Genomic DNA, 19,115 nt, shown 5'->3' with positions numbered 1-19,115 from the left:
GCCCGCCCCACCGGAGCCCACGGCGGCTCGCTCTCCGCCAAGGAGGAACCGTATGACCACCATTGCTTCCCCGAACGCGACCGCCACGACCGCCGACGGGCCCTCCGCCACCCCGACCGCCCTGCGTGAGGCACGCATACCGCAGGACGGCATGTACGAAGGGCACCGCGTCCTGGAGCGGCTGCCGGCCGACGCGACGGCGCGCCCGTACACCCTCTTCGACGTCGTCCCCCAGTCCCGCACGATCGGCGCGGAGATCCACGGCCCCGACCTCTCCCGGCCGTTGGAGCCGGCCCTGCGCGAAGAGCTGAACCGTGCCCTGCTGGAGTGGAAGGTGCTCTTCTTCCGGGGGCAGAACCTCACCTCGGCCGCCCAGCGCGACTTCGCGCGCCACTGGGGCGAGTTGGAGGTCAACCCTCTGCTGGCCAGGGGAGACAGCGAGGAGGTCGTGCGCTTCGACAAGTCGGCGGGGGCACAGAAGACGTTCGAGAACGTCTGGCACACGGACGTCACCTTCCGCGAGCGTCCGGCTCTCGGCGCCGTCCTGCAACTGCGCGAAGTGCCGCCGCTGGGGGGCGACACCATGTGGGCGGACATGGCTGCCGCGTACGACAACCTGCCGCAGGACGTGAAGGACCGCATCGACGGGGCGAGCGCCGTCCACGACTTCATCCCCGGTTTCGCACGCTTCTACGGGCCCGAGGAACTCGCGCCCCACCAGGAGGCGTTCCCGCCGGTCGAGCACCCGGTCGTGCGCACGCACCCGGAGTCGGGGCGCCGGATGCTGTTCGTGAACACCTCGTTCACGACCCGGATCGTCGGTATCGACCGGGCGGAGAGCGACCGCCTGCTGCGCTTCCTCTTCCAGCAGGCGCACGTACCCGAGTACCAGGTGCGTTTCCGCTGGCAGCCGGGCGACATGGCCTTCTGGGACAACCGGGCGACCCAGCACTACGCCGTGAACGACTACGGCCCGCACCCGCGGGTCGCCGAGCGGGTCGCCATCGCGGGGGACCGCCCCTTCTGAGCGCCCGGCGCCCCGGCGGGCGCGTCTCCGCGCCCGCCGGTTCGTCAAGCTCCCGTCCGGCCGGACCCGCCGCGCCGTCGCCGCTTCTGGTCAGGGGGGGAGCCGCGGACATGCACATCGGGACATAGCGTTCGGGCGCGTGTCCATGAACTCCCAACGACCTGCCGGGCGCTCCTGGGGGACATGAAAAAGACCCCCTGCTCAGTGTCACCACTGGCGAGAGGGTCTTTTCGGCACTTCCTGCGAAGTGCCCCCGGCAGGATTCGAACCTGCGCACCCGGCTCCGGAGGCCGATGCTCTATCCCCTGAGCTACGGGGGCGATGTCGCTGCGCTTGGCGGCGACGAGTGAAACCCTACCAGCTCCGACGGGGTGTCCGGGAACGGGTATGTCCGCCTCGTCGGCACCCGCGCGGGGCGGGCGGCGGCCCGCCTCCGGGGGCGGAAGTGGGCAAAACCCGGACGCAGCTCCTCCGCCCGACCTACCCTCGAAGGGTGCCAGGGGCGTACGGCCGCGTGCTTGTTGTGGACGACAACAAGGTCATCCGGCAGCTGATCAGGGTCAACCTCGAGCTGGAGGGCTTCGAGGTCGTGACCGCGGCCGACGGCGTCGAGTGTCTGGATCTGGTGCACGAGGTCTGTCCGGATGTGATCACTCTTGATGTGGTGATGCCCAGGCTCGACGGAATCCAGACCGCGGCCCGGCTGCACGCCGATCCGAGGACCGGGCACCTGCCGGTCGCCCTCATCAGTGCGTGCACCCCCCGTGAAGTGGATTCCGGTGTGGCCGCCGGGGTGGACGCGTTCCTGGCGAAGCCCTTCGAGCCGAGCGAGCTGGTGCGCATGGTGCGACGGCTCGCACACCGCGAGGACGCGGTGCCGTGCGACGACAGGCGCGGCGCGGGGACGGCCGGGAGCACGGCCGGCTGACCGGTCTGCTGCCCGTATGGCGAAACCGGTTGGCGAAGTGCCCCCCTTCCTCCCCTACGCTTGTCCCGTGACCCCCGCAGATCTCTCCAGGACCGTGCTGCACGCTGTGCGCCGCGCGGTCGACGAGGACGCCCTGCGCACGCAGGTGCCCGCGCGCGTGCGGGTGGAGCGGACACGCCCCGGCGGCAGCGGCGACTACGCCTGCGCCGTCGCCCTCCAGCTAGCCGGTCCCGCCGCACTCCCGGCGCGGGACGTCGCCGCACTGCTGCGGGACCGGGTCCTCGGCGCGCCCGGGATCGGGCGGGTCGAGATCACCGGCCCCGGCTTCCTGAACTTCACGCTCGACGCCTCCGCCGACGCCGAGGCCCGCGCCGCCCGGGTGCGAGAGGTCCTCGACGCGGGCCTCCGTTACGGGCGGGTCACCACGGAGGCCGGGCGCCTCACCCGCCTCCACCACCCGCACGAGGTCAGGGCCGCCGTGGTCGCCCAGGGCGTGGCCCGGCTCCTCCGCACCCAGGGCGGCCAGGTGCTCGTCGGCTGCACCGAGGAGCCCGACCCCCACTGGGAGGAGCTGCGGGTGAGGGTCGGCCTGCGGTACGGGGCCGAGGAGGGCTCGGAGATCCGCCCCGTCCCCGCCGGCGCCACCGCCGAGGCCCTGGTGGACCGGCTCGGGTGCGAGGCCGCGCTCTGGGGGCTGCAGCGGCCCGCCGCCCACGACCGCGCGCCCCTGGGTGACGACCTCCTCGTACAGGGGGAGGCCAACCCGTTCTTCCTGGTCCGCTACGCCCACGCCCGTACCCGCGCGCTCACCCGTGAGGCGGAGCGGCTCGGTCTCACCGGCGGATACGACGCCGACGTCGACGCGCCCGCGCTGCACGCCGCGATCGCCGACCACCCCGGCGTCCTCGCCGCCGCCGCCCGCCACCACGCGCCCGACCGGCTCGCCCGGCACCTGGAAGCCGTGGCGGACGCCTTCCTCACCTTCCAGGCCACGACCCCGCCGCTCCCCGTCGGCGACGAGAAACCCTCGGCCGCCCACCGCTCCCGGCTGGCCCTTGCCGAAGCCGCCGGGAAGGTGCTGGCCGGCGGCCTGTTCGTGCTCGGCATCAGCGCGCCCCGACACCTCTGAAGAGACCTGAGAGAGCAGAGCAGAACGATGAGCCGATCCGCACACCCCGCCGGGCCCCGTCACGCCGACGTCCTTCCCGAGGGCCACTACACCGCCCCGGCCACCGACCTCAACGAGCTGGACGCGAAGGTCTGGTCCCGCACGGTCACCCGCGACGCGGACGGCGCCCTCACCGTCGGCGGGATGGAAGTCGCCCGGCTGGCCGAGGAGTTCGGTACCCCGGCGTACTTCCTGGACGAGTCCGACTTCCGCGCGCGCTGCCGTGCCTGGGCGGATGCCTTCGGGGCCGACGCCGACGTCTTCTACGCCGGTAAGGCCTTCCTGTCGCGCGCCGTGGTGCGCTGGCTCCAGGAGGAGGGGCTGAACCTGGACGTGTGCTCCGGCGGCGAGCTGGCCACGGCGCTGGACGCGGGGATGCCGGCCGAGCGCATCGCCTTCCACGGCAACAACAAGACCCCGGCCGAGATCGAGCGGGCCGTCGAGGCGGGCGTCGGGCGGATCGTCCTCGACTCCTTCCAGGAGATCGCCCGGGTCTCGCACATCGCCCAGCGGCTGGGCACCCGCCAGCGCGTCCAGATCCGGGTCACGGTCGGTGTCGAGGCACACACCCACGAGTTCATCGCCACCGCGCACGAGGACCAGAAGTTCGGCATCGCGCTGGCGGACGGACAGGCGGCCGAGGCGGTCCGCAGGGCGCTCACCCTGGACGGCCTCGAGCTCATCGGCATCCACTCGCACATCGGCTCTCAGATCTTCGACATGGCCGGCTTCGAGGTCTCCGCGCGGCGCGTCGTGCAGCTGCTCGCCCAGATCCGCGACGAGCACGGCGTCGAACTCCCCGAGATCGACCTCGGCGGCGGCCTCGGCATCGCGTACACCTCCGACGACGACCCCCGCGAGCCGCACGAGATCGCCAAGGCGCTCTCCGACATCGTGACCCGGGAGTGCGAGTCGGCCGGCCTGCGGACCCCGCGCATCTCCGTCGAGCCGGGCCGCGCGATCGTCGGCCCCACCGCTTTCACGCTGTACGAGGTCGGCACCATCAAGCCCCTCGAGGGTCTGCGGACGTACGTCAGCGTCGACGGCGGCATGTCGGACAACATCCGCACCGCCCTGTACGACGCCGAGTACAGCGTCTCGCTCGTCTCGCGCAGCTCCGAGGCCGAGCCCATGCTCGTACGCGTCGTCGGCAAGCACTGCGAGAGCGGTGACATCGTGGTCAAGGACGCGTTCCTGCCGTCCGACCTGGCTCCCGGCGACCTGATCGCGGTGCCGGCCACCGGCGCGTACTGCCGTTCCATGGCGAGCAACTACAACCACGCCCTGCGCCCGCCCGTCGTCGCCGTGCGCGACGGACAGGCGCGGGTCATCGTCCGGCGCGAGACGGAAGAAGATCTCCTGCGTCTCGATGTCGGCTGATGAAATTCACATCTCAAAATCCGGACGGGTGGCAGAAACCCCCGTCCGGTGAGTGAGACTGGTCCACACATCAGAAGTATGAGAAACGAGGTCGGATGATGCGTACGCGTCCGCTGAAGGTGGCGCTGCTGGGCTGTGGAGTGGTCGGCTCAGAGGTGGCGCGCATCATGACGACGCACGCCGACGACCTCGCCGCGCGCATCGGCGCGCCGGTCGAGCTCGCCGGTGTCGCCGTCCGCCGGCCCTCCAGGGTGCGGGAGGGCATCGACCCCGCGCTGATCACCACCGATGCGACCGCCCTGGTCAAACGGGGCGACATCGACGTCGTCGTCGAGGTCATCGGCGGCATCGAGCCCGCCCGCACGCTCATCACCACGGCCTTCGAGCACGGCGCCGGCGTCGTCTCCGCCAACAAGGCGCTGCTCGCCCAGGACGGCCCGGCTCTGCACGCCGCAGCCGAGCAGCACGGCAGGGACCTGTACTACGAGGCGGCCGTGGCCGGCGCCATCCCGCTCGTACGGCCGCTGCGGGAGTCCCTCGCGGGGGACAAGGTCAACCGGGTGCTCGGCATCGTCAACGGCACCACCAACTTCATCCTCGACCGGATGGACTCCAGTGGCGCCGGTTACTCCGAGGCGCTCGACGAGGCCACCGCCCTCGGATACGCCGAGGCCGACCCGACGGCCGACGTCGAGGGCTTCGACGCCGCCGCGAAGGCCGCCATCCTCGCCGGGATCGCCTTCCACACCCGGGTCGGCATCGGCGAGGTGCACCGCGAGGGCATCACCGAGGTCACCGCGGCCGACATCGCCTCCGCCCGGCGCATGGGCTGCACCGTGAAGCTCCTCGCCATCTGCGAGCGCGCCGCCGACGGCAGGTCCGTCACCGCCAGGGTGCACCCCGCGATGATTCCGCTCAGCCATCCGCTGGCCTCCGTCCGTGAGGCGTACAACGCGGTGTTCGTCGAGGCCGAGGCGGCCGGTCAGCTGATGTTCTACGGTCCCGGCGCCGGCGGCGCCCCGACCGCGTCCGCGGTGCTGGGCGACCTGGTCGCCGTGTGCCGCAACATCATCGGCGGGACCACCGGCCCCGGTGAGTCCGCCTACACGCGTCTGCCGGTCAGCCCCATGGGCGATGTCGTCACGCGCTACCACATCAGTCTCGACGTGGCCGACAAGCCTGGCGTGCTCGCCCAGGTCGCGACGGTCTTCGCCGAACAGGGCGTATCCATCGATACGGTCCGACAGCAGAGCCGACAATCGGGCAGCGGCGACGGAGTTGCCATCGAGCAGGGTGGCGGCGGGCGACGGGTGGGCGGAGACGGCGAGGCGTCCCTCGTCGTCGTCACCCACCGCGCGCCCGACGCCGCCCTCTCCGGGACCGTCGAAGCGCTGCGCAAGCTGGACACCGTGCGCGGTGTCGCCAGCATCATGCGTGTTGAAGGGGAGTAAGGACCCATGACCAGCAAGGGCACCCACCAGTGGCGCGGGATCATCGAGGAGTACCGGGACCGTCTTCCGGTCACGAGTTCCACGCCTGTCGTCACGCTCCGTGAGGGCGGCACGCCGCTCGTCCCGGCGCAGGTTCTCTCCGAGCGCACGGGCTGCGAGGTGCACCTCAAGGTCGAGGGCGCCAACCCCACCGGGTCGTTCAAGGACCGCGGCATGACCATGGCGATCACCCGCGCCAAGGAGGAGGGCGCGCAGGCCGTCATCTGCGCCTCCACCGGCAACACCTCCGCCTCCGCCGCGGCGTACGCCGTGCGCGCGGGCATGGTCTGCGCGGTCCTCGTGCCGCAGGGCAAGATCGCACTCGGCAAGATGGGGCAGGCGCTCGTCCACGGCGCGAAGATCCTCCAGGTCGACGGCAACTTCGACGACTGCCTGACCCTGGCCCGCAGCCTCTCGGACAACTACCCGGTGGCACTGGTGAATTCGGTCAACCCGGTACGTATCGAGGGTCAGAAGACCGCGGCGTTCGAGATCGTCGACGCGCTCGGTGACGCCCCCGACATCCACGTCCTCCCGGTGGGCAACGCGGGCAACATCACGGCCTACTGGAGGGGTTACAAGGAGTACGCGGGGGACGGCATCTCGACGCACACCCCGCGCATGTGGGGCTTCCAGGCCTCCGGCTCCGCGCCGATCGTGCGCGGCGAGATCGTCAAGGACCCGGCGACCATCGCCACCGCGATCCGCATCGGCAACCCGGCGTCCTGGCAGTTCGCGCTGGACGCGCGGGACGAGTCGGGCGGCTTCATCGACGATGTGACCGACCGTCAGATCCTGTCCGCCTACCGCCTGCTGGCCTCCCAGGAGGGTGTCTTCGTCGAACCCGCCTCGGCCGCCTCCGTGGCCGGTCTGCTCAAGGCCGCCGCCGAGGGCAAGGTCGACCCCGGACAGAAGATCGTCTGCACCGTCACCGGCAACGGGCTCAAGGACCCCGACTGGGCCGTCGCCGGCGCCCCGCAGCCGGTCACCGTCCCGGTCGACGCGGTGGTCGCGGCCGAGAAGCTGGGCCTCGCGTAGCGGCTCCGGCTCGACCGCCCTCCCGGGAGCGGAGAGCGCATGGGAGGTGTACGACACGCATCGTGCGCCTCCTGTGCGCCCTATGTCGCCACGGAACCTTCCTTCGATAAGCTGTACCCAACCCGCCCGCCGCATCCGCCGCGATGCTGCGGCCGTCGTGACTGCCGGGTCCCCGTCCCCCCGCACAACGGCACCCCACGCACGCCGAAGTACCCTGCACCACATCCCCGCCGCCGTACAGGAAGAGTCGTCCAACCGATGGCCGGTCCCGCGTTCCGAGCCGCCGCCGTCCGGGTGCGCGTCCCCGCAACCAGCGCCAATCTGGGCCCGGGTTTCGACGCCCTCGGCCTCTCGCTGGGGCTCTACGACGACGTGGTCGTCCGGGTCGCCGATTCCGGACTGCACATCGACATAGCGGGTGAGGGCGCCGAGACGCTGCCCCGTGACGAGAACCACCTGCTCGTACGCTCCCTGCGCACGGCCTTCGACCTGCTCGGCGGACAGCCCCGCGGTCTGGAGATCGTCTGCGCCAACCGCATTCCGCACGGCCGTGGCCTCGGCTCCTCGTCCGCCGCCATCTGCGCCGGAATCGTCGCCGCCCGCGCGGTGACGACGGGCGGCGAGGCCCGGCTCGACGACGCCGCGCTGCTGGAGCTGGCCACCGAGATCGAAGGACACCCCGACAACGTCGCCGCCTGTCTCCTCGGCGGATTCACCCTCGCGTGGATGGACGGCGGAGCCGCCAGGGCAATCAGGATGGACCCCGCCGATTCCGTCGTTCCGGTGGTTTTCGTCCCGGCGACGCCGGTGCTCACCGAGACCGCCCGCGGTCTGCTGCCGCGCACGGTCCCCCATGTGGACGCCGCGGCCAACGCCGGCCGTGCGGCCCTGCTCGTCGAGGCCCTGACCAGGCGTCCCGAGCTGCTCCTCGCCGCCACGGAGGACCGGATCCACCAGGAGTACCGGGGTCCCGCGATGCCGCAGAGCGTGGAGCTGGTGAACCGGCTGCGCGCCGACGGCGTCCCCGCCGTCATCTCGGGTGCGGGGCCCACCGTGCTCGCATTGACGGAAGAGGGCTCGGCCGACAAGGTCGCGCGGCTGGCGGGTGAGGGCTGGGCCGCGAACCGGCTCGCTCTCGACGCCATGGGTGCGAGCGTGTTGCCGCTCGTCGCTTAGTCCGACGTGATTGCCGGTGCATGAGAGGGGGAATGTTTGTTGGAGCCGGTAGTGTTAACCTCAAGTCAGCAATCGACGTCTTCGTGGCGCGTTGCTTCGTGTCCCCTTCCGGGACCACCACTCTTCCGGGAGCCTCCCCGACTGCCTGAGCAGCCTGCCTGAGCTTTCGAGCACGCTCCGGAACCGGCACGACACCCTCTTGCTCGTCCAGGAGTGGGCCGAGCAGGGGGATCTCGCGCCGGAACCCCGCACATTCATCTCTCCGCCGTACCCGGCGGACCACCGCCCCGGCAAGGTCCGCGATCGACACGATCAACAGACCGCAGTCGGACAGCACAACCGGTCGCCGAGCCAGAAGGCCGACGTCCGCTCCAGGGAAGGACCCTTCGTGAGCGACACCACCGATCTGATGGGCGTGAGCGCCGACAAGAGCGTCGACAGCTCCGCGCCCGCCGAAGGTGCTGCCACTGGCACCACCGCACGGCGCCGCCGCTCCGGCACCGGCCTCGAGGGCATGGTCCTGGCCGAGCTGCAGCAGGTCGCGTCCGGCCTCGGCATCAGGGGAACCGCGCGGATGCGCAAGAGCCAGCTGATCGAGGTCATCAAGGAGGCGCAGGCCGGAGGATCCTCCGCGCCCGCCCCCAAGGCCGCCGCAGCCGCCGGTACGGACGCCGGGAGCAAGCCGAAGCGGCGTGCCACGTCGAAGACGCGCACCGGTGACGAGACCGCTGCCGCACCGGCCGCCGACGCCGCCGCCCAGCAGCAGATCGACATCCCCGGACAGCCGGCCAGCGACGACCAGCCCACGGGCGAGCGCCGTCGTCGCAGGGCCACCGCGCAGGCGGGCAGCCCCGACACCAAGGCGGAGCCCAAGGCCGAGTCCAAGGCGGACGCCGAGCCGAAGGCCGAGCCGAAGAGCGAGGGCCGCCAGGACCGCGCCGACGAGCGTGGCGAGCCGAAGGCCGACGCGAAGGCGGAGTCCGCCACGGACACCGCCGAGGGCCGTCGGGGCGACCGCCAGGACGGCCGTCGCGGCGACCGTCAGGACCGCGGTGACCGCGGTGACCGCCGGGACCGCCAGCGTGACCGCCGCGGCAAGGGCGACGACCAGGGCCAGCAGGGCGGCGGACGCCGTCAGGGTCAGCAGGGCGGCGGCCAGAGCCAGGGCCAGAGCCAGGGCCAGGGCCAGCAGGGTGGCGGCGGCCAGCAGGACGACGGTTACGACGACGAGGGCGGCCGGCGCGGTCGCAGGGGCCGCTACCGCGACCGCCGTGGCCGTCGTGGCCGCGACGACTTCGCGACCGACGTCCAGGTGGCCGACGACGACGTCCTGATCCCCGTCGCGGGCATCCTCGACATCCTCGACAACTACGCGTTCATCCGGACCTCCGGCTACCTGCCGGGCCCGAACGACGTGTACGTCTCGCTCGCCCAGGTCCGTAAGAACGGCCTGCGCAAGGGTGACCACGTCACCGGTGCGGTGCGTCAGCCCAAGGACGGGGAGCGCCGCGAGAAGTTCAACGCGCTGGTCCGTCTCGACTCCGTCAACGGCATGGCGCCGGAGAGCGGCCGCGGCCGTCCCGAGTTCCAGAAGCTGACCCCGCTGTACCCGCAGGACAGGCTCCGTCTGGAGACCGACTCCAACGTCCTGACCACCCGGATCATCGACCTGGTCGCCCCGATCGGCAAGGGCCAGCGAGGCCTGATCGTGGCCCCGCCGAAGACCGGTAAGACCATGATCCTGCAGGCCATCGCCAACGCGATCACGGTCAACAGCCCCGAGTGCCACCTGATGGTCGTCCTGGTCGACGAGCGTCCGGAAGAGGTCACCGACATGCAGCGGTCGGTGAAGGGCGAGGTCATCTCCTCGACCTTCGACCGCCCCGCGGAGGACCACACCACGGTCGCCGAGCTCGCCATCGAGCGCGCGAAGCGCCTCGTGGAGCTGGGCCACGACGTGGTCGTCCTGCTGGACTCGATCACCCGTCTGGGCCGCGCCTACAACCTGGCGGCGCCGGCCTCCGGCCGCATCCTGTCCGGTGGTGTCGACTCGACCGCGCTGTACCCGCCGAAGCGCTTCTTCGGTGCCGCGCGCAACATCGAGGACGGCGGCTCGCTGACCATCCTGGCCACCGCGCTCGTCGAGACCGGCTCGCGCATGGACGAGGTGATCTTCGAGGAGTTCAAGGGCACCGGCAACATGGAGCTCAAGCTCGACCGGAAGCTCTCGGACAAGCGCATCTTCCCGGCGGTGGACGTCGACGCGTCCAGCACCCGTAAGGAAGAGATCCTGCTCGGCACGGACGAGCTGGCCGTGGTCTGGAAGCTGCGCCGGGTGCTTCACGCCCTCGACCAGCAGCAGGCGATCGAGCTGCTGCTGGACCGCATGAAGAAGACGCAGTCCAACGCGGAGTTCCTGCTCCAGATCCAGAAGACGACGCCGGGCAACGGCAACGACTGACGTCTTCGGCTCACGGCTTGAAACTGATGCCCCGTCACGAAAGTGTGGCGGGGCATCAGGTGTCCTCCGGTGCGGATGAGTTGCGCCTTCCGGCCAGGTGGCCGGGGGCCTCCGGGGTGCCGTCGGAAGGCGCCGGCCGCCCCCTGGGCGACCTCACGTCCTCGGGTGCGATCTTTGCCACACGCGTCGCGCTCGGCGCCGACCGGAGCGACCACGGCCCGTTCGGCTGAAACACCAGGTGAGCACCGGGGCGGGGGACCGCTCGCCCGCTTCCCCCGAGGCCCCCGTCACCGGACGGGGGCCTCAGGTCGTTGTGCGAGGCTGCTGGGTGCTCCGGCGTCCCACCGAGTGACGCCGGACCGCGCCCGTGCACCACGGCAGGGGGTCACAGCGAGAAGCGGAAGAGGGAACGCATGAGCGAGCAGAGCAGGAGCGCCGGCCGCATACGCGGCACCGGCAGCCGCCGGAGGAAGCCGTCCCGGGGGCGCCGGGCCAAGAGGATCGCCCTGTGGGGCGCCGCCGCCCTGGTGGTCGTCGGGGGGTCCGGGCTCGGTTACGCCTACTCCACGCTCAACGGGAACCTGAAGGGCGTCGACATCGACGCGGCCCTGGGAGCCGAGCGCCCCGACGACGTCGACAACGGCTCGCAGGACATCCTGGTGCTGGGCTCGGACTCCCGCTCCGGCGCCAACGCCGAGTACGGCGCCGACGAGGGCTCCGCCCGGGCGGACACCGCGATGGTCGTCCACGTCGACGAGGGCCACACCTCCGCGAGTGTGGTCTCCGTCCCACGGGACACCCTCGTCGACCGGCCCGCCTGCACGAGTGACACGACCGGCGAACAGGTCGGCGCCGAGCACGAGGCGATGTTCAACACGGCGTACGCGGTCGGCGGGCCGGCCTGCGCGGTGAAGACCGTCGAGGCCATGTCCGGTATCCGCATGGACCATTACGTCGAGGTCGACTTCACCGGGTTCAAGAAGCTGATCGACGAGCTGGGCGGCGTGGAGATCACCACCTCGCAGGCGATCGACGACCCCGACAGCCATCTCTCGCTGACGGCGGGCACCCACACCCTGAGCGGGGAACAGTCGCTCGGCCTCGTCCGTACGCGGGAGAGCGTCGGCGACGGCAGCGACCTGGGCCGGATCCAGCTCCAGCAGGCGTTCGTGAAGGCGCTGATGGACCAGGCGAAGAGCGTCGGGGTGTTCTCGGACCCGCAGAAGCTGTTCGGCCTCGCGGACGCCGCGACCAAGGCCGTCACCACCGACTCCGCGCTGGCCTCCGTCAAGAAGCTCACGGGCTTCGCCGACGGGCTCAAGGGCCTCGGCTCGAAGAACGTCGACATGGTCACCCTGCCCGTCGAGTACGACCAGGACGACCCGAACCGCGTACTGCCCCAGGAGAAGGCCGGCCGGCAGGTCTGGGCCGCGCTCAAGCGGGACGAGCCGATCCCGGCGTCCGCCACGGCGCAGTCGGCCGGCGACAAGGGCGGGGCGGGGAAGGTCGTCGGATAAGACCCCCGGCGGTGGACCTTCCGTCACCGCGCGGTCGCGGAACGTACCCCGCCCGCACGGGAATACACCCGGCCGGGTCCTCGTTTTGGGAGATACGGCCGGTCCTGGCAGACTGGTACGTCGGTCCCGGTTCACGGACGCGCAATCCGCGCGAACGACCCGGAGCCCTCCCGAACCTAGGAGACACCTTGAAGCGCGACATTCACCCCCAGTACGTCGAGACGCAGGTCAGCTGCACCTGCGGTGCGTCGTTCACCACCCGGAGCACCCTCGAGGGCGGCGCCATCCGCGCCGACGTCTGCTCCGAGTGCCACCCGTTCTACACGGGCAAGCAGAAGATCCTCGACACCGGCGGCCGCGTGGCCCGCTTCGAGGCCCGCTTCGGCAAGGCCGCCGGCTCCGCCAGCAAGTAGCGAGCCCTTGCGCCGGTTCCCGACGCCCTCAGCGGGTGCCGGGACCGGCGCTTTTTCCGGCTGTGCGGCCGGACGCGCCTCCGCGGTGCGGAACCGGCGCCACACCGTCCAGCAGGCCCGCAGACGTATGACGCAGAAACCAGGAGCCCGAAGATGTTCGAGGCGGTCGAGGAACTGATCGGCGAGCACGCCGATCTCGAGAAGAAGCTCGCCGACCCGTCGGTCCACGCCGACCAGGCCAACGCGCGCAAGCTCAACAAGCGCTACGCGGAGCTGACCCCGATCGTCTCCACCTACCGGTCCTGGAAGCAGACCGGCGACGACATCGGGACCGCCCGTGAATTCGCGGCCGACGACCCGGACTTCGCCGCCGAGGTCAAGGTGCTGGAGAAGCAGCGCGAGGAGATCACCGAGAAGCTCCGCCTCCTCCTGGTCCCGCGTGACCCCAGCGACGACAAGGACGTGCTCCTGGAGATCAAGGCGGGCGCGGGCGGCGACGAGTCCGCCCTGTTCGCCGGCGACCTCCTGCGCATGTATCTGCGCTACGCCGAGCGCGTCGGCTGGAAGACCGAGATCATCGACTCCACCGAGTCCGAACTGGGCGGCTACAAGGACGTCCAGGTCGCCGTGAAGACCAAGGGCGGCAACGGCGCCACCGAGCCCGGCCAGGGAGTCTGGGCGCGGATGAAGTACGAGGGCGGTGTGCACCGTGTGCAGCGCGTGCCCTCCACCGAGTCACAGGGCCGCATCCACACCTCGGCCGCCGGAGTGCTCGTCACGCCGGAGGCGGAGGAGGTCGACGTGGAGATCCACGCCAACGACCTGCGCATCGACGTGTACCGCTCCTCGGGCCCCGGCGGTCAGTCCGTCAACACCACGGACTCCGCCGTGCGCATCACCCACCTGCCGACCGGTGTCGTCGCCTCCTGCCAGAACGAGAAGAGCCAGCTCCAGAACAAGGAGCAGGCCATGCGCATCCTGCGGTCCCGGCTGCTGGCCGCCGCCCAGGAAGCCGCCGAGCAGGAAGCCTCCGACGTACGCCGCAGCCAGGTGCGCACCGTGGACCGTTCCGAGAAGATCCGGACGTACAACTTCCCGGAGAACCGGATCTCCGACCACCGCGTCGGCTTCAAGGCGTACAACTTGGACCAGGTCCTCGACGGTGACCTCGACGCCGTCATCCAGGCCTGCGTCGACGCCGACTCGGCCGCCAAGCTCGCTGCCGCATAAGCCGCGCACGGCGCGTGACACCCGCCCCGCCCCGCTCGTGAACCCGTACGGAGAACCGCGATGAACCTGCTGCTCGCCGAGGTGGCCCAGGCCACCCAGCGGCTGGCCGACGCCGGTGTCCCCTCGCCGCGCTTCGACGCCGAGGAACTCGCCGCGTTCGTGCACGGCGTCAAGCGGGGCGAGCTGCACCATGTGCCGGACGCCGACTTCGACGCCCGCTACTGGGAGACGATCGCCCGCCGCGAGGCCCGTGAGCCGCTCCAGCACATCACCGGCCGCGCCTTCTTCCGCTACCTGGAACTCCAGGTCGGCCCCGGTGTCTTCGTACCGCGCCCGGAGACCGAGTCGGTCGTCGGCTGGGCGATAGACGCGGTCCGCGCGATGGACGTCGTCGAACCGCTGATCGTCGACCTCTGCACCGGATCGGGCGCGATCGCGCTCGCCATGGCGCAGGAGGTGCCGCGCTCGCGTGTGCACGGCGTGGAGCTGTCCGAGGACGCCCTCCGGTGGACGCGGAAGAACGCCGAGGGGTCCAGGGTCACCGTCCACCGCGGCGACGCCCTGAGCGCCCTTCCGGAGCTCGACGGCCAGGTCGACCTGGTCATCTCCAACCCGCCCTACATCCCGCTCACCGAATGGGAGTACGTGGCGCCGGAGGCCCGCGACCACGACCCGCAGATGGCGCTCTTCTCCGGCGAGGACGGCCTCGACACCATCCGCGGCATCGAGCGCACCGCGCACCGTCTGCTCCGGCCCGGCGGGCTCGTCGTCATCGAGCACGCGGACACGCAGGGCGGCCAGGTGCCGTGGATCTTCACCGAGGAGCGGGGCTGGGCCGACGCGGCCGACCACCCCGACCTGAACAACCGGCCCCGGTTCGCGACGGCCCGCAAGGCCATGCCGTGACCACCGGGACCCCGGCACCGCACGATCCCCACCCGACAGACCCGTACATGTCCGAGGAGGCCGGCTGATGGCACGGCGATACGACTGCAACGACGCGACCGACCGTACGACCGGCCTGCGTGAAGCCGCGTCCGCCGTCCGCCGCGGCGAACTGGTCGTGCTGCCCACCGACACCGTGTACGGGATCGGTGCGGACGCCTTCAGCTCGGAGGGTGTCGCCGACCTGCTCGACGCGAAGGGCCGCGGCCGTAACATGCCGACCCCGGTGCTGATCGGCTCCCCGAACACCCTGCACGGCCTGGTCACCGACTTCTCCGAGCAGGCATGGGAGCTCGTCGACGCGTTCTGGCCCGGCGCCCTCACGCTCGTCGCCAGGCACCAGCCGTCGCTGCAGTGGGACCTCGGCGACACCCGTGGCACCGTCGCCGTCCGGATGCCCCTGCACCCGGTCGCCATCGAGCTCCTCACGGAGGTCGGCCCGATGGCCGTCTCCAGTGCCAACCTCACCGGACACCCCTCACCCGAGGACTGCGACGCCGCCCAGGAAATGCTCGGCGACAGCGTCTCCGTCTACCTCGACGGCGGTCCCACCCCCGGCATCGTCCCGTCGTCCATCGTCGACGTCACCGGCAAGGTCCCGGTCCTGCTGCGAGCGGGCGCCCTCTCGGTCGAGGAACTCCGCAAGGTGGTACCCGACCTCGAGGTGGCCAATTGACCGCCCCTGAGGGGCGTGGCATAGCGGGTCGGTACGACACCTTCCGCATCCTCCACGTCAGCACCGGCAACGTCTGCCGCTCGCCCATCACCGAGCGGCTGACCCGTCATGCCCTCGTGGACCGGCTCGGAGACCCGCTCAGCGGCGGCCTCATCGTGGAGAGCGCGGGCACCTGGGGACACGAGGGTGCCCCCATGGAGGCCAACGCGGAGGTCGTCCTCGCCGACTTCGGCGCAGACGCCACCGGCTTCGTCGGCCGTGAGCTCCTGGACGAGCACGTCATCCGCGCCGACCTGGTGCTCACCGCGACCCGGGACCACCGCGCCCAGGTGATCTCCATGGGCCACTCGGCGGGCCTGCGGACCTTCACGCTCAAGGAGTTCACCCGGCTGGTGCGGGCCATAGACCCCGCCACGCTGCCCGACGCCCGCGAGGAGGGCGTCGTCGAGCGTGCCCGCGCGCTGGTCCGGGCGGCGGCCGCCCTGCGCGGCTGGCTGCTGGCCCCGACCGCCGACGCGGACGAGGTCTACGACCCGTACGGCGCCCCGATCACCTTCTTCCGCTCCATCGGCGACGAGATCAGCCAGGCACTCGATCCCGTCATGACCGCACTGACCGGAGTGAACGCCCCGCACTGAGGGCCTCGTGGGGGAGGGCCCGTCACCGGGGGTGCGCCGACCGGCGTAGAGGTGCGCCCGGCAGCGGGCAGGCGGCCGGGGGCGGGCCTACATTGGATCTGACGCCACGCACCCCCCTCCAGGCCCGGAGCCGTCAGATGCCGGTCACCACTCCCGCCGCACGCGCGGCCGCACCAGCACCCTCCCCGTCCGCCGCCGCCGTGCCGCAGGACTTCGGCGCCCTGCTGCGGCAGGATCCGGAGATCGGCGGCATCCTGCTGGCCGAGGCGGGCCGGCAGGCCCGCACCCTCCAGCTCGTCGCCGCCGAGAACTTCACCTCGCCCGCGGTCCTCGCCGCCCTCGGCTCCCCGCTCGCCAACAAGTACGCCGAGGGCTACCCCGGAGCCCGCCATCACGGCGGCTGCGAGCAGGCCGACGCCGCGGAGCGGGCCGCGGTCCGGCGCGCCATGTCGCTGTTCGGCGCGGAACACGCCAACGTCCAGCCGCACTCGGGCTCCTCGGCCGTCCTCGCCGCCTACGCCGCGCTGCTGCGTCCCGGCGACACGGTGCTGGCCATGGGACTCCCGTACGGCGGGCACCTCACCCATGGAGCGCCGGGCAACTTCTCCGGACGGTGGTTCGAGTTCGCCGGCTACGGCGTCGACCCCGACAGCGGGCTCATCGACTACGCACAGGTACGCGCCCTGGCCCGTGCCCGGCGCCCCAAGGCGATCGTCTGCGGCTCGATCTCGTACCCCCGGCACCCGGACTACGAGCGGTTCCGGGACATCGCCGACGAGGTGGGCGCGTACCTGATCGCTGACGCCGCGCACCCGATGGGGCTCATCGCCGGGGGAGCGGCCCCCAGCCCGGTGCCGTACGCGGACGTCGTGTGCGCCACCACCCACAAGGTGCTGCGCGGACCGCGCGGCGGGATGATCCTGTGCGGCGTCGAGCTGTCGGAGCGGATCGACCGCGCGGTGTTCCCGTTCACCCAGGGCGGCGCCCAGATGCACACGGTCGCGGCGAAGGCCGTCGCGTTCGGCGAGGCCGCGACCCCGGCGTACGCGGTCTACGCCCACCGGGTCGTCGCACACGCCCGCGTCCTGGCGGCCGCTCTCGAAGCAGAGGGCTTCGAGATCACCACGGGCGGTACGGACACCCACCTCGTGGTCGCGGACCCCGCCCCGCTCGGCGTCGACGGCCGCACCGCCCGCGAGCGGCTGATGGCCGCGGGCATGGTCCTGGACACCTGCGCCCTGCCGTACGGGGACGCGCGTGGTATCCGGCTCGGCACGGCGGCCGTGACCACCCAGGGCATGGACGAGGACGACATGACGCGGATCGCGGCCCTGTTCGGCGCGGCCGTGCGCGAGGAACGCGAGCCGGGTCCGCTGCGGGCCGAGGTGCGGGGACTCGTCGAGCGGAATCCCCCGTATCCGGGGTAGGCGGTGGGGACGACGCAGGTGCAACCAACACCCGTGGCTCGGTGTCCTTGTTCTTGAGACTAGGGTGTGGGGCTGAGATGGCCGGCGAATTCTGTGGGGCAGCCCGTGCGTGATTACCTGCTGACGCTCTGTGTCACGGCCGCAGTTACCTATCTGCTGACCGGACCGGTGCGGAAGTTCGCCATCGCGGTCGGGGCGATGCCCGCGATCCGTGCGCGTGACGTGCACCGAGAACCGACACCTCGGCTCGGCGGCATCGCCATGTTCGGCGGACTGTGCGCGGGGCTGATCGTCTCGGACCACATGTTCAACCTGAACGGCGTCTTCGAGCTCTCCAACGAACCCAGGGCACTGCTGTCCGGCGCCGCCCTGATCTGGCTGATCGGCGTCCTGGACGACAAGTTCGAGATCGACGCGCTGATCAAGCTCGGCGGTCAGATGATCGCCGCCGCGGTGATGGTCATCCAGGGCCTGACGATCCTGTGGCTGCCCATCCCCGGCCTGGGGACCGTCGCGCTCACCCAGTGGCAGGGCACGCTCCTCACCGTCGCGCTGGTGGTCATCACCATCAACGCGGTCAACTTCGTCGACGGCCTGGACGGCCTCGCGGCCGGCATGGTCTGCATCGCGGCCGCGGCGTTCTTCCTGTACACCTACCGCCTGTGGTACGGGTACGGGATCGAGGCGGCGGCCCCCGCGACGCTCTTCGCCGCGATCCTGATGGGCATGTGCCTCGGCTTCCTGCCGCACAACATGCACCCCGCCCGGATCTTCATGGGTGACTCCGGATCGATGCTGATCGGGCTGGTGCTGGCGGCCGGCGCGATCTCGGTCACCGGGCAGGTCGACCCGGACGCGATGAAGCTCTTCGAGGGCAGTGAGCGGCAGGCGACCCACGCGATGCTGCCGGTCTTCATCCCGCTGCTGCTGCCCCTGACGATCATCGCGATCCCGGCCGCCGACCTCATCCTCGCCATCGTGCGCCGTACCTGGAACGGTCAGTCGCCGTTCGCGGCCGACCGCGGTCACCTGCACCACCGGCTGCTGGAGATCGGGCACTCGCACAGCAGGTCCGTGCTGATCATGTACTTCTGGTCCGCGCTGATCGCGTTCGGCGCGGTCGGCTACTCGGTGCACTCCGCGTCGCTGTGGATCGTGCTGGTGATCGTGGGGCTCAGCGCGGTGGGCCTGGTCCTGCTGCTCATGCCGCGCTTCACCCCGCGGGCCCCGCGCTGGGCCGAGGCCTTCGTGCCTCCGCGGTATCGCCGCCGCCGGCCGGAAGGCCACGAGGAACAGACCGACGGCGCCCCGGACGGCCAACACGGGTCTCAGGGCACGCAGATGGCCACCCCGGAGCCGGAACGGGCCCCGGTGTCCGTGGGTGTCTCCGGCGTCAACGGAGCGACAGCGATCGGCCCCCGTTCGCGCTTCACAGATCGGGACCGGGCCGACTCGTCGCGTTAGCAGCGCCGACGCAGAAGTCCCTATACCAGACATAGTGCCGTGTTGTTCTGCACACACGCGCGGGCTAACCCTCATGTGTGACAGCTGGCACACTTTCTGAGTAAAGACCTCATCAAATAGTTTGTGATAGCGTTCAC

The 19,115-nt window shown here is 71.3% G+C and carries 16 protein-coding genes and 1 tRNA gene; 16 read left to right on the top strand and 1 reads right to left on the bottom strand.

Going from position 1 to position 19,115, the window contains the following annotated elements; all coding sequences use genetic code 11:
* Nucleotides 1–52: 52 nt before the first annotated feature.
* The gene (locus tag ACFYSH_RS06305) at nt 53–1,027 is read left to right on the top strand and encodes a TauD/TfdA dioxygenase family protein (protein WP_388751118.1); all 975 of its coding nucleotides are present in this window, start codon (nt 53–55) and stop codon (nt 1,025–1,027) included.
* A gap of 248 nt (nt 1,028–1,275) precedes the next feature.
* Here ACFYSH_RS06305 and ACFYSH_RS06300 read toward each other — a convergent pair.
* A tRNA-Arg gene (locus tag ACFYSH_RS06300) sits at nt 1,276–1,347 on the bottom strand.
* A gap of 125 nt (nt 1,348–1,472) precedes the next feature.
* Between ACFYSH_RS06300 and ACFYSH_RS06295 the strand changes: the two genes are divergently transcribed.
* The 15 genes from ACFYSH_RS06295 to ACFYSH_RS06225 all read left to right on the top strand — a co-directional run bounded on the left by ACFYSH_RS06295 (nt 1,473) and on the right by ACFYSH_RS06225 (nt 18,978).
* The gene (locus ACFYSH_RS06295; protein WP_359472738.1) at nt 1,473–1,955 is read left to right on the top strand and encodes a response regulator; all 483 of its coding nucleotides are present in this window, start codon (nt 1,473–1,475) and stop codon (nt 1,953–1,955) included.
* A 67-nt stretch (nt 1,956–2,022) separates the two neighbouring features.
* Entirely contained in the window at nt 2,023–3,084 is a 1,062-nt protein-coding gene (gene nrtL / locus ACFYSH_RS06290; protein ID WP_359472740.1) for an ArgS-related anticodon-binding protein NrtL, read from the top strand.
* A 27-nt stretch (nt 3,085–3,111) separates the two neighbouring features.
* Complete coding sequence (gene lysA, locus ACFYSH_RS06285; RefSeq protein WP_359472742.1) at nt 3,112–4,503, top strand: diaminopimelate decarboxylase; 1,392 nt, start codon at nt 3,112–3,114, stop codon at nt 4,501–4,503.
* Between the two features lie 95 nt (nt 4,504–4,598).
* Entirely contained in the window at nt 4,599–5,954 is a 1,356-nt protein-coding gene (locus ACFYSH_RS06280) for a homoserine dehydrogenase (RefSeq protein ID WP_388751115.1), read from the top strand.
* A gap of 6 nt (nt 5,955–5,960) precedes the next feature.
* The gene (gene thrC / locus ACFYSH_RS06275) at nt 5,961–7,031 is read left to right on the top strand and encodes a threonine synthase (protein WP_388751113.1); all 1,071 of its coding nucleotides are present in this window, start codon (nt 5,961–5,963) and stop codon (nt 7,029–7,031) included.
* 258 nt (nt 7,032–7,289) lie between these two features.
* The gene (gene thrB, locus ACFYSH_RS06270) at nt 7,290–8,207 is read left to right on the top strand and encodes a homoserine kinase (protein WP_359472748.1); all 918 of its coding nucleotides are present in this window, start codon (nt 7,290–7,292) and stop codon (nt 8,205–8,207) included.
* 388 nt (nt 8,208–8,595) lie between these two features.
* Complete coding sequence (rho, locus tag ACFYSH_RS06265; RefSeq protein WP_359472750.1) at nt 8,596–10,668, top strand: transcription termination factor Rho; 2,073 nt, start codon at nt 8,596–8,598, stop codon at nt 10,666–10,668.
* A gap of 413 nt (nt 10,669–11,081) precedes the next feature.
* The gene (locus tag ACFYSH_RS06260) at nt 11,082–12,185 is read left to right on the top strand and encodes an LCP family protein (protein WP_359472752.1); all 1,104 of its coding nucleotides are present in this window, start codon (nt 11,082–11,084) and stop codon (nt 12,183–12,185) included.
* Between the two features lie 188 nt (nt 12,186–12,373).
* On the top strand, nt 12,374–12,598 hold the full coding sequence (gene rpmE, locus ACFYSH_RS06255; protein WP_073745232.1) for a 50S ribosomal protein L31: 225 nt from the start codon (nt 12,374–12,376) through the stop codon (nt 12,596–12,598).
* A gap of 153 nt (nt 12,599–12,751) precedes the next feature.
* Nucleotides 12,752–13,828, top strand: a complete 1,077-nt coding sequence (prfA, locus tag ACFYSH_RS06250) for a peptide chain release factor 1 (protein ID WP_014154059.1) — start codon at nt 12,752–12,754, stop codon at nt 13,826–13,828.
* Between the two features lie 60 nt (nt 13,829–13,888).
* Nucleotides 13,889–14,734: a peptide chain release factor N(5)-glutamine methyltransferase gene (gene prmC, locus ACFYSH_RS06245; protein WP_056794331.1), complete on the top strand. Its 846-nt coding sequence runs from the start codon at nt 13,889–13,891 to the stop codon at nt 14,732–14,734.
* 67 nt (nt 14,735–14,801) lie between these two features.
* Nucleotides 14,802–15,449, top strand: a complete 648-nt coding sequence (locus ACFYSH_RS06240; protein WP_359472756.1) for an L-threonylcarbamoyladenylate synthase — start codon at nt 14,802–14,804, stop codon at nt 15,447–15,449.
* The gene (locus ACFYSH_RS06235) at nt 15,446–16,087 is read left to right on the top strand and encodes a protein-tyrosine-phosphatase (RefSeq protein WP_359472758.1); all 642 of its coding nucleotides are present in this window, start codon (nt 15,446–15,448) and stop codon (nt 16,085–16,087) included. The genes ACFYSH_RS06240 and ACFYSH_RS06235 overlap by 4 nt, the downstream gene beginning before the upstream one ends.
* Nucleotides 16,088–16,224: 137 nt before the next feature.
* Entirely contained in the window at nt 16,225–17,514 is a 1,290-nt protein-coding gene (gene glyA / locus ACFYSH_RS06230) for a serine hydroxymethyltransferase (protein ID WP_388751108.1), read from the top strand.
* Between the two features lie 93 nt (nt 17,515–17,607).
* The gene (locus tag ACFYSH_RS06225; RefSeq protein WP_359472762.1) at nt 17,608–18,978 is read left to right on the top strand and encodes an MraY family glycosyltransferase; all 1,371 of its coding nucleotides are present in this window, start codon (nt 17,608–17,610) and stop codon (nt 18,976–18,978) included.
* The last annotated feature ends 137 nt before the right edge of the window (nt 18,979–19,115 follow it).

Source organism: Streptomyces sp. NPDC005791 (assembly GCF_042871485.1).
In the GTDB taxonomy this organism is placed as follows: domain Bacteria; phylum Actinomycetota; class Actinomycetes; order Streptomycetales; family Streptomycetaceae; genus Streptomyces.
This window is presented reverse-complemented; position numbering and strand designations above follow the sequence as displayed.

Excerpts from the sequence above, each read along its gene's own strand:
- ACFYSH_RS06305 (WP_388751118.1), top strand. The coding sequence starts at position 53 with ATGACCACCATTGCTTCCCCGAACGCGACCGCCACGACCGCCGACGGG.
- lysA (WP_359472742.1), top strand. The coding sequence starts at position 3,112 with ATGAGCCGATCCGCACACCCCGCCGGGCCCCGTCACGCCGACGTCCTT.
- ACFYSH_RS06280 (WP_388751115.1), top strand. The coding sequence starts at position 4,599 with ATGATGCGTACGCGTCCGCTGAAGGTGGCGCTGCTGGGCTGTGGAGTG.
- thrC (WP_388751113.1), top strand. The coding sequence starts at position 5,961 with ATGACCAGCAAGGGCACCCACCAGTGGCGCGGGATCATCGAGGAGTAC.
- thrB (WP_359472748.1), top strand. The coding sequence starts at position 7,290 with ATGGCCGGTCCCGCGTTCCGAGCCGCCGCCGTCCGGGTGCGCGTCCCC.
- ACFYSH_RS06260 (WP_359472752.1), top strand. The coding sequence starts at position 11,082 with ATGAGCGAGCAGAGCAGGAGCGCCGGCCGCATACGCGGCACCGGCAGC.
- prfA (WP_014154059.1), top strand. The coding sequence starts at position 12,752 with ATGTTCGAGGCGGTCGAGGAACTGATCGGCGAGCACGCCGATCTCGAG.
- prmC (WP_056794331.1), top strand. The coding sequence starts at position 13,889 with ATGAACCTGCTGCTCGCCGAGGTGGCCCAGGCCACCCAGCGGCTGGCC.
- ACFYSH_RS06240 (WP_359472756.1), top strand. The coding sequence starts at position 14,802 with ATGGCACGGCGATACGACTGCAACGACGCGACCGACCGTACGACCGGC.
- glyA (WP_388751108.1), top strand. The coding sequence starts at position 16,225 with ATGCCGGTCACCACTCCCGCCGCACGCGCGGCCGCACCAGCACCCTCC.